At 63.9% G+C, this 6,904-nt stretch carries 12 protein-coding genes; all 12 read right to left on the minus strand.

Annotated features, from left to right (window positions below; genetic code table 11):
* On the minus strand, window positions 1-185 hold a 185-nt coding region (locus C5F48_RS20545; protein ID WP_146170672.1), incomplete at its 3' end, for a hypothetical protein.
* 12 nt (window positions 186-197) lie between these two features.
* On the minus strand, window positions 198-1,811 hold the full coding sequence (locus C5F48_RS20550) for a terminase large subunit (protein ID WP_107665652.1): 1,614 nt from the start codon (window positions 1,809-1,811) through the stop codon (window positions 198-200).
* A gap of 3 nt (window positions 1,812-1,814) precedes the next feature.
* Window positions 1,815-2,207: a phage terminase small subunit P27 family gene (locus C5F48_RS20555; RefSeq protein ID WP_107665653.1), complete on the minus strand. Its 393-nt coding sequence runs from the start codon at window positions 2,205-2,207 to the stop codon at window positions 1,815-1,817.
* The gene (locus C5F48_RS20560; protein ID WP_107665661.1) at window positions 2,204-2,518 is read right to left on the minus strand and encodes a phage head closure protein; all 315 of its coding nucleotides are present in this window, start codon (window positions 2,516-2,518) and stop codon (window positions 2,204-2,206) included. Before C5F48_RS20560 ends, C5F48_RS20555 begins: the two co-directional genes overlap by 4 nt.
* Window positions 2,518-2,934 carry a DUF3168 domain-containing protein gene (locus C5F48_RS20565; RefSeq protein ID WP_107665654.1) on the minus strand — a complete coding sequence of 139 codons (417 nt, stop codon included), beginning with the start codon at window positions 2,932-2,934 and terminating at the stop codon, window positions 2,518-2,520. The genes C5F48_RS20560 and C5F48_RS20565 overlap by 1 nt, the downstream gene beginning before the upstream one ends.
* Window positions 2,927-3,352: an HK97-gp10 family putative phage morphogenesis protein gene (locus C5F48_RS20570; protein WP_107665655.1), complete on the minus strand. Its 426-nt coding sequence runs from the start codon at window positions 3,350-3,352 to the stop codon at window positions 2,927-2,929. Before C5F48_RS20570 ends, C5F48_RS20565 begins: the two co-directional genes overlap by 8 nt.
* Window positions 3,339-3,641, minus strand: a complete 303-nt coding sequence (locus tag C5F48_RS20575; protein WP_107665656.1) for a head-tail connector protein — start codon at window positions 3,639-3,641, stop codon at window positions 3,339-3,341. Before C5F48_RS20575 ends, C5F48_RS20570 begins: the two co-directional genes overlap by 14 nt.
* Before the next feature lie 427 nt (window positions 3,642-4,068).
* Window positions 4,069-5,187: a Nal1-like putative serine protease gene (locus C5F48_RS24875; protein ID WP_146170673.1), complete on the minus strand. Its 1,119-nt coding sequence runs from the start codon at window positions 5,185-5,187 to the stop codon at window positions 4,069-4,071.
* A 196-nt stretch (window positions 5,188-5,383) separates the two neighbouring features.
* On the minus strand, window positions 5,384-5,845 hold the full coding sequence (locus C5F48_RS20580; protein ID WP_107665657.1) for a hypothetical protein: 462 nt from the start codon (window positions 5,843-5,845) through the stop codon (window positions 5,384-5,386).
* A gap of 2 nt (window positions 5,846-5,847) precedes the next feature.
* The gene (locus tag C5F48_RS20585; protein ID WP_107665658.1) at window positions 5,848-6,099 is read right to left on the minus strand and encodes a hypothetical protein; all 252 of its coding nucleotides are present in this window, start codon (window positions 6,097-6,099) and stop codon (window positions 5,848-5,850) included.
* Between the two features lie 9 nt (window positions 6,100-6,108).
* Window positions 6,109-6,411, minus strand: a complete 303-nt coding sequence (locus C5F48_RS20590; RefSeq protein ID WP_373454358.1) for an HNH endonuclease — start codon at window positions 6,409-6,411, stop codon at window positions 6,109-6,111.
* Between the two features lie 35 nt (window positions 6,412-6,446).
* A partial coding sequence (locus C5F48_RS20595) for a phage tail assembly chaperone (protein ID WP_219907818.1) occupies window positions 6,447-6,904 on the minus strand: 458 nt, incomplete at its 5' end.

Here is a 6,904-nt window from a genome sequence, read left to right on the forward strand (position 1 = left end):
CTGGCGGCGATGCCGTCACCCGCTGCGCCATAGGTCGAGCGCAGCCGGTCGGCAGACTGCTTCGCGCGTTTTTCCATGTCGGTGGCGCTGCGGGATTGCAGCGCATTGGCGCGCTTCAGCGACTTCTCGAGCCGGTCGATCCTCGCTTCAACTTCAACGACGAGGCCGGGCAGTGCGGTTTCCATTTCAGGTCATCCTCAAAATACGAACAAGCCATCAGCGAGAGGATCGCTGTAGGCGGATTTCATGGTTTCAGCGGCGCAGGCGCGCGACACGGCCATCGCAGCGGCGACAGCCCCGTCGATCCGGTCGGTCTTCCGGGCCTTGTGCATGCGGATCAGGCCGGAGTCGTTCCGGGATGCGACCACGTTCCCGAAGTGATCGCGAAGCACCGGGTGTCCGTCGTGGCGGATCAGGCAGCCATTCACCGTGCGCTCAAGGTCGCCAGCGGCCACGCCCATCGTCAGCGGGGCTTGGCGCATCTCGACGACAGGCAGGCCCTCGTCGTGCAGGTGCTGCATCGTGACGCGGGCGAGGTGCGGGTCGAAGGCGATCTCCTGCACGTCGAAGGTGGCGCACAGCTCGCGGATACGGTCTTCGACGGCCTCGGGCGCGATGATCGGGCCGGGGGTGGCGATCAGCAGGCCATCGTCGCGCCAGCGCTCATAGGGCACCCCGTCACGGTCGGCGCGGGCCTTCAGGTCATCGCCGGGCACGAAGAACGTCGGCTTGATGGTGATCTGTCCATCGGGGTGCTTCCACGCCGCCACCACCGCCGCCAAGTCGCCGGACAGCGCCATGTCCACGCCCAGCCAGCAGGGCAGGGCTTCGAGGTCGGCGAGATCATCGTCGAAGCAGCGGGCGTCGTAGGTGTCGAGGTCGAAGAGCGGATCACGGCTGTTCGCCATCCAGACGTTGAGGTTGAACTGCTGAAAGGCGTAGGCGTCGGCGGGACGGCCTTCGGCCTCCTTCGCCAGGGTGCGCAGCCCGTCGAGGCTGGGAAAGCCGTGGCGCAGGCCGGGGTTCACCTTCTGCCAGACGGCCTCGTCCTGCCAGTCGTCGCCCTCCTCCGGGGCGAAGAGGATCGGCAGGAAGGCCGGGTTGTCGATCTCGCCCAGGGCGACGCGCCGGGCGTAGTCGAACTGTTCGGCGGCGACACTCTCGGCACCGCGCCCCGCCGTGGTCGCGATGATGGTCAAACTGTCCTGCACCTTGGCTGTGCCGGACTTCAGGGCTTCCCAGAGGTCGCGCCCGCGCCACGCATGCAGCTCATCAACCAGCGTGAAGGCCGGGGTGCGCCCGTGCTGCGCGCCGCCGTCCGACGAGATCGCGCAAAGGGTCACGTCTTCCGACTTCAGGACGATCTTCTTCGCGCTGTTGTGCGCGTCATAGATGCGGGTGGCCGCCACCAGCCGCCTGTCGGCGCGGATGATGTTCGCCGCCTCCCGGAAGCCGATCCCGGCTTGCTCGCGGTCGCAGGCGGCGAAGATCACCTGCCCGGCGGGCACCCGCTCGGGGCCAATGGTGTGCAGCAGCGCCAGCGCGGCGGCGAGGCTGGTCTTGCGGTTGCCCCTCGGAACCAGCAACAACACCGTCTTCACGACGCGGCTGCCATCCGGATGGCGCGGGCCATAGATGCGCCTGACGATCCGCTCCTGCCACGGGAAGATCTGGAACGCCCGGCCCGGCGCGGTGCTGGCCGGGTGCTTCAGCAGGCGCAGGAAGCGCACCGCGCGCTCGCCATGGCCCAGCGGGTCGGGAATGTCCGATCCGTCGTAGATCCACGCGGGGTAGGTCGAGCGCGCCGACATGGGTCAGGTGATCGCCAGCGGGTTGTCGTCGTCATCGTCGCCGGTGGCGTTGCTGCCGATCCGCGCCCGGCTGGTCGGGGTCAGGCCATATTCGGCGGCGAGCTGGCGCGCGGTCTGCATGTAGCGGATTTGCAGCCCGCCCAGCTTCAGGTCCGGCACCGGCATGGCGTTGATGATCTCAGCGATCTGTCGCGCGGCACCAGCGGCAGAACAGTAGTTCTCGATGCCCGCCAGATCGGCGCGGGTGATGATCTGCCGGGCGATCAGCTGGGGCATGATGCGCTTCCATTCCGCCTTCGCCTGCGAGCTGAGATAGGCCGGGGCGGGCGGTGCCTTGGTCAGGGCCTCGCTGTCGCTGGTAAGGGCGGGCTTGACGCCCCGGTGGTGAATGCTCACGACGCCACCGCCCGGAGCTTCCAGCCCCTGCGCCTGCCGATCTCGGCGATCTGCTTGATGTTGTAGACGCGGCCCGCGTGGGTGATCCTGTCGCCGGTGGTGATCGGGGCAGGGTGCCAGCGCACCACGAAGATCAAGGTCTCGGCCTCGGTCTCGCCGAAGCCGGTCGCAACCTCGTCGGCGTTCTGTTCCCGGACCTCGGCGCGCACCGTCATCAGCGGCTGCCAGACGGTCGAGACGTGGCCGGAGGGGGCGACGATCTCGGTCGAGCGCTCGACGGTGATCTTGCGGTCGAGGGCACCGGCGCGCATCAGGCTTTCCATTGCAACACCCCTTCGATCTGCATCACGCCGTGGGTATAGGCCCGGTCCGGCTGCGGATCGCGAAGCCAGAGGATCGACGGCTTCGACCACTCGACGATCAGCGCCCCATCCGTTGCGGGCGGGTCGATCAGGGCAGCCAGACAGGCCGCGCCGATCTGCCGGGCGGTGCCTGCGTCTTCCAGCGCCCAGACATTCACGTCGAGGAACACGCGGGCGACGTGCTGCCCGCCGGAGGCGCGGCCCAGGTATTGCACCTGATCTCCGCGAAGGATCACGCAGGGCATCCGATCAGGTCGGACAGGTCCGGTCCGCACGTTGTCAGCAGGCACCAGCGCCAGCAGCTCGGGCGAGGCGATCAGCGCCGCCCGGACAGCGGTCTGAAGGACGAGGGTCGGCTCAAGCATTGCCCCGGCCCCCTGCCTTCTTGATTGCCGCCCCAATCGCCCGCGCGATCCGGCGTTCGATCTTGGCCTTCGCAATGCGCCATGCCGGGCGCATGAAAGGCTGCGCCTCCTGCGTCACCGTGCCGAACTCCTGCAAGTGCCCGTGGCGCACCACGGGGCTGCCAACCGTCACCAGCGCCTGCGCCTCGGAGGCCGTGCGCCGCCCGCCGCCGGAGGCATAAGGGGGTGTCGTCTCGCCGGGGCCGGTGACGGCGATAGAGTCGCGCAGGTCGCCGTCATCGACAGGAACGAGGGCGCGCATCTTGTCGGCGAGGTCTTCCGCCGATTTCATGAGGGCCGGGCGCAGCTCTGCGACGATCTCGGAGGGGATGGCTTTCAACCGCGCTTCGAGCGCGCGGGACTGATCACGCAGGGACACGGCCCGTCACCGCGTCGCGGTGCCCCTGTAGCAGCTCATAGACGCCGAACGGCACCGGGGCTGTGGCGAGTCCGAAGCTCGCGGCCTCGCGCTGCTCATACCAATAGGCGGCGAGCTGAAGCGCGGCTTCGGTCAGGTCAGCCGGGGCATCCTCCGGGAAGGGCTGTCCGATGTGCTTGGCGATCCACGCCTCGGCAGCCGCCAGCTTATGAGCGAGCAGGGCCTCGTCGAGGTCGTGGTCGAGATTCAGTTGCGCCTTCAACAGCGCGGTAGACGTATGCGCGGCCATGGCGCTGCTCCATATGTTATAACATAACACAATGTAGCATGCTGATTCGGGCAGGAAAAGTTATATTCGAGCTGTCTTGCAGAGCGGTCCCCCCGCCGGTCTCAAAGCAGAGGCGAAGTCGCGCCATACCCCCCCCTAGCCCAGTGTCGTGGCCAGAGACCACTATCCACTAGATGGGCACGGGAGCGATGACTCTGGTCAGTTCTGCGGCAGGGTTACTATCGCACCGACTTCATCTTGGATTTCGACGGGAAATCCCCTGAATGAGGTTGGGATAGACCAGCGGTCCCGCTGCAACCGGCGGTCGAGCGCTATGACAATGCGTTCCCCTGCTTCATCACGCCAAGCGAACACGGTGGCCCTGCTCCGTGGCAGGGCCAAGTCCCGCGCAAGCGCCCTTGCAGCGTGAAGTGCCGAAGATGTTGATTCAGACATGGTGGCCTGTCACGATACTCACTCCCAGCTTCTGCATCACGTCGGGCAGTGGTAGGATGAACGAATAGTTTCGTTGTTCGTTCCCCGCGAATACTAGCCCGACCGCAACTGGATTGCCAGCGGCATCTTCGGAGACGACGAGTGACCCTGAGTCACCCGGGCGAGAAAACGGCAGACCGTGATCGCCCGCCACGATAAATATGGTTTCAAACCAGACATTCTTTTTGATACCATACTCGCTGACAGTATAAGATACCGGCATCGGGCTCGCTGCTTGTGCAACTATTACGCCGGTAGTCAGTCCCGTTGTTCGGCCATACTTCTTTACACGAAAACCGGGGTCCGGCATTCCGACCGCTGCAGGTGTATCATAAGCGTTCCCCTGATAAGAGGAGACCCGTGCGGGGTCAGTGAGGCTAAAAATGCTCACGTCGCAGTTTTCAGATATATTTATATTCTCGGGAATGCCATCGTTGATAGGCAGGAGTCGACTATGACGCCCAATGGTGAACGGATCGCATGCCGTTTCCGTGGCATCCGCCGGTCCAGGAGCCAGTATCGGTAAGCCCGGCATTGCATGATTGCAGGCACCTGCAACATGATTGTTTGTCATGCCATAAAGTTGCCCGCCGGCGTCTCTTACGATTAGCCCAAAAGTTCCAGCGCCAATGCAGTGGGCTGGAAAGATCGAAGAGCCACAAGTATATCTATTGTTTCTCAAGTTAAACGGGTTGGGCTGCTGGGGTTGAGGCGGATTGCCTCTAACTTGAGCGATCCCACCTTGCGCATACTCGACTTTGAAATCTCCGAAGGCAAATGGAAGAACTTTTTCATCACCTTTTGAGACTTTATTGTGAGTGAAAATCACGACTTTCTTTTCACCCTCAGAAAAACCAACTAAATTAATTGATCGCTTCCGAAGAACTTCTTCAGTGGCTTGGGCATGGAACTGATTAGGACCGACTTGAAATTGAGCATCTTCTTCCTCAATGCCTTCGTCTAGAGGCACCCTGTCAAAGAGGTTCTTATGTTTAGCCCACCCGAGAATTTTCTCTGCCAGGTCCTTCGCGGACTTCGGCTTTAGGCCATTCAACTCGTTCATATCGTTCATGCTCTGCCTATCAGGATTCGCGTCCGCCTTGCATCAGGAACATCATCACACGAACCCTCATACTTCAAGGCAGATGACTTCCGGGCAATCTATCGCTGGTGGAACGCTTCGGCCGTGATGTCAAGCTGTGTCACTAGACGCCCCTGTGCTGCTCTGCGTCTAGATACTTTACCCGCAAAGGCGCGCTTACCCGCGCTCAGGCGTCCATTTCGGATCGGCTGCGCGCTCGTCGGAAGCACGATCTGGCCCGCACTGGCTCAGTCACCGCGCGCTCGGGCGTCCATTTGGGGTCAGCGATACGGTTCCACAGAACATTTTTCGCGATCCCGGTGTTCTTCGACCATTCCTCGAAGGTTGCAGTGCGCCCGAACGCGGTGAACGTCTTCGCGCGCGGGCTATCTGCGTCTATCAACTCCTCCGGGCTGGGGGCCTCGGCGATCAACTTGGTCAGCCGCTCCCGCGTTGCCTGCGGATCGACGCCCGCCAGATGGCACACGTCGTTGAAGTCACGGTTTGGCTTGGTGAGGTAAATCCGCGCATGTCTGATTTCCCTCAACCGGCCTCCCTTGCAGGAACTGGACGTTGTCGAAACGCCCTTGAGCGCATCCTGTATCGCCAGCCATAGGACTTCGCGCCAGAGATCTTGCTCGCCGGACATGATCAGGTCAGCGGGTGATCCGCCGTGACCACGGCAGTGCCGTTGCCCTTCAGCCAGAGTCGTTCCTTGTCCGACAACATCAGGGACACGGTCTTCCCCGCACGGACGACATGACCATAGGTGAGGGTCGGAATGTCTACGGTCTCGGTGATGATCCAGAGCGCTTCGTCGGCGCAGGTGAAGGACGCATCGCCGTAGCCGGAGGCATAGGCCTTCCACAGGGGCGTCAGGTCGTGTTGCTGTGTCGTAGACATGGGCTTTCCTTAGCTGGTTGCGCGCTCGACGCGCTGCTTGTGTCGGTTGTGGCAGGGGGTGCAAAGTGACTGCCAGTTGGAGCGATCCCAGAAGAGGGCCTTGTCGCCCCGGTGCGGGATGATGTGATCGACCACGGTCGCCGGGGCGCTGCATAGGGTGCAGCAGGGGTGCCGGGCGAGGTGGTCGGCGCGGGCTGCCCGCCACTCGCCGCCGTAGCCCCGCTGCGTCGCCGTCGGGCGCTTGGCGTCGTGCCGGGCGTTGCGGGCTCGGGTGCTGGCGATCTGGCAGGCGCAGCGGGTGCCATGGGGCACGACGCGGCCACAGGAACAGAGGCGGGGCGGGCGGCTCACTGCAAAGACCGAAGTGAATGCAGGCCTTCCCGGTCAAAGTCGGGGTCGAGGCCGGCGGCGAGGTTGCGCTCGCGACGGGCCTGATCTGCCGGAGAATTGTCTTCCTCGTCGGCGCTCCCGTGAATAGTCTTCAGCATGGCGACATGGCCGTCGAAGGCGCAGGTGATCTCCGCCGGGGTCGCGCTCCACGCGGTGTCCGGGGTCCAGCCAAGCCAGCCTGTCGCGATCTGGAACAGTTCGGCGAAGTAGTCGGGCCAGGGCATCGTCTTGGCGCTGGGGTTGCGGGGTTTGGCGCTGGTGGTGGGCGAGGGCATCAGGGCCGCGCAGAGACTCGCCAGCGGCCCGTGGGTGGCCTCGGCGAGGGTGCGCAGGGGTTGGTTCGCCATGTGGCTCAGGAAGGCCTCAGCGGCGCTCCTGTCGGTGGCGGCGATCAGGATCACTTGCCGGATCGTGC

The sequence above is a fragment of the Cereibacter changlensis JA139 genome (assembly GCF_003034985.1).
GTDB lineage: Bacteria > Pseudomonadota > Alphaproteobacteria > Rhodobacterales > Rhodobacteraceae > Cereibacter > Cereibacter changlensis.

Bases quoted from the DNA above. Each gene is read 5' to 3' on its own strand.
- C5F48_RS24875 (WP_146170673.1), bottom strand. From the start codon at position 5,187: ATGAACGATATGAACGAGTTGAATGGCCTAAAGCCGAAGTCCGCGAAG.
- C5F48_RS20550 (WP_107665652.1), bottom strand. From the start codon at position 1,811: ATGTCGGCGCGCTCGACCTACCCCGCGTGGATCTACGACGGATCGGAC.
- C5F48_RS20575 (WP_107665656.1), bottom strand. From the start codon at position 3,641: ATGGCCGCGCATACGTCTACCGCGCTGTTGAAGGCGCAACTGAATCTC.
- C5F48_RS20580 (WP_107665657.1), bottom strand. From the start codon at position 5,845: ATGTCCGGCGAGCAAGATCTCTGGCGCGAAGTCCTATGGCTGGCGATA.
- C5F48_RS20565 (WP_107665654.1), bottom strand. From the start codon at position 2,934: ATGCTTGAGCCGACCCTCGTCCTTCAGACCGCTGTCCGGGCGGCGCTG.
- C5F48_RS20560 (WP_107665661.1), bottom strand. From the start codon at position 2,518: ATGCGCGCCGGTGCCCTCGACCGCAAGATCACCGTCGAGCGCTCGACC.
- C5F48_RS20585 (WP_107665658.1), bottom strand. From the start codon at position 6,099: ATGTCTACGACACAGCAACACGACCTGACGCCCCTGTGGAAGGCCTAT.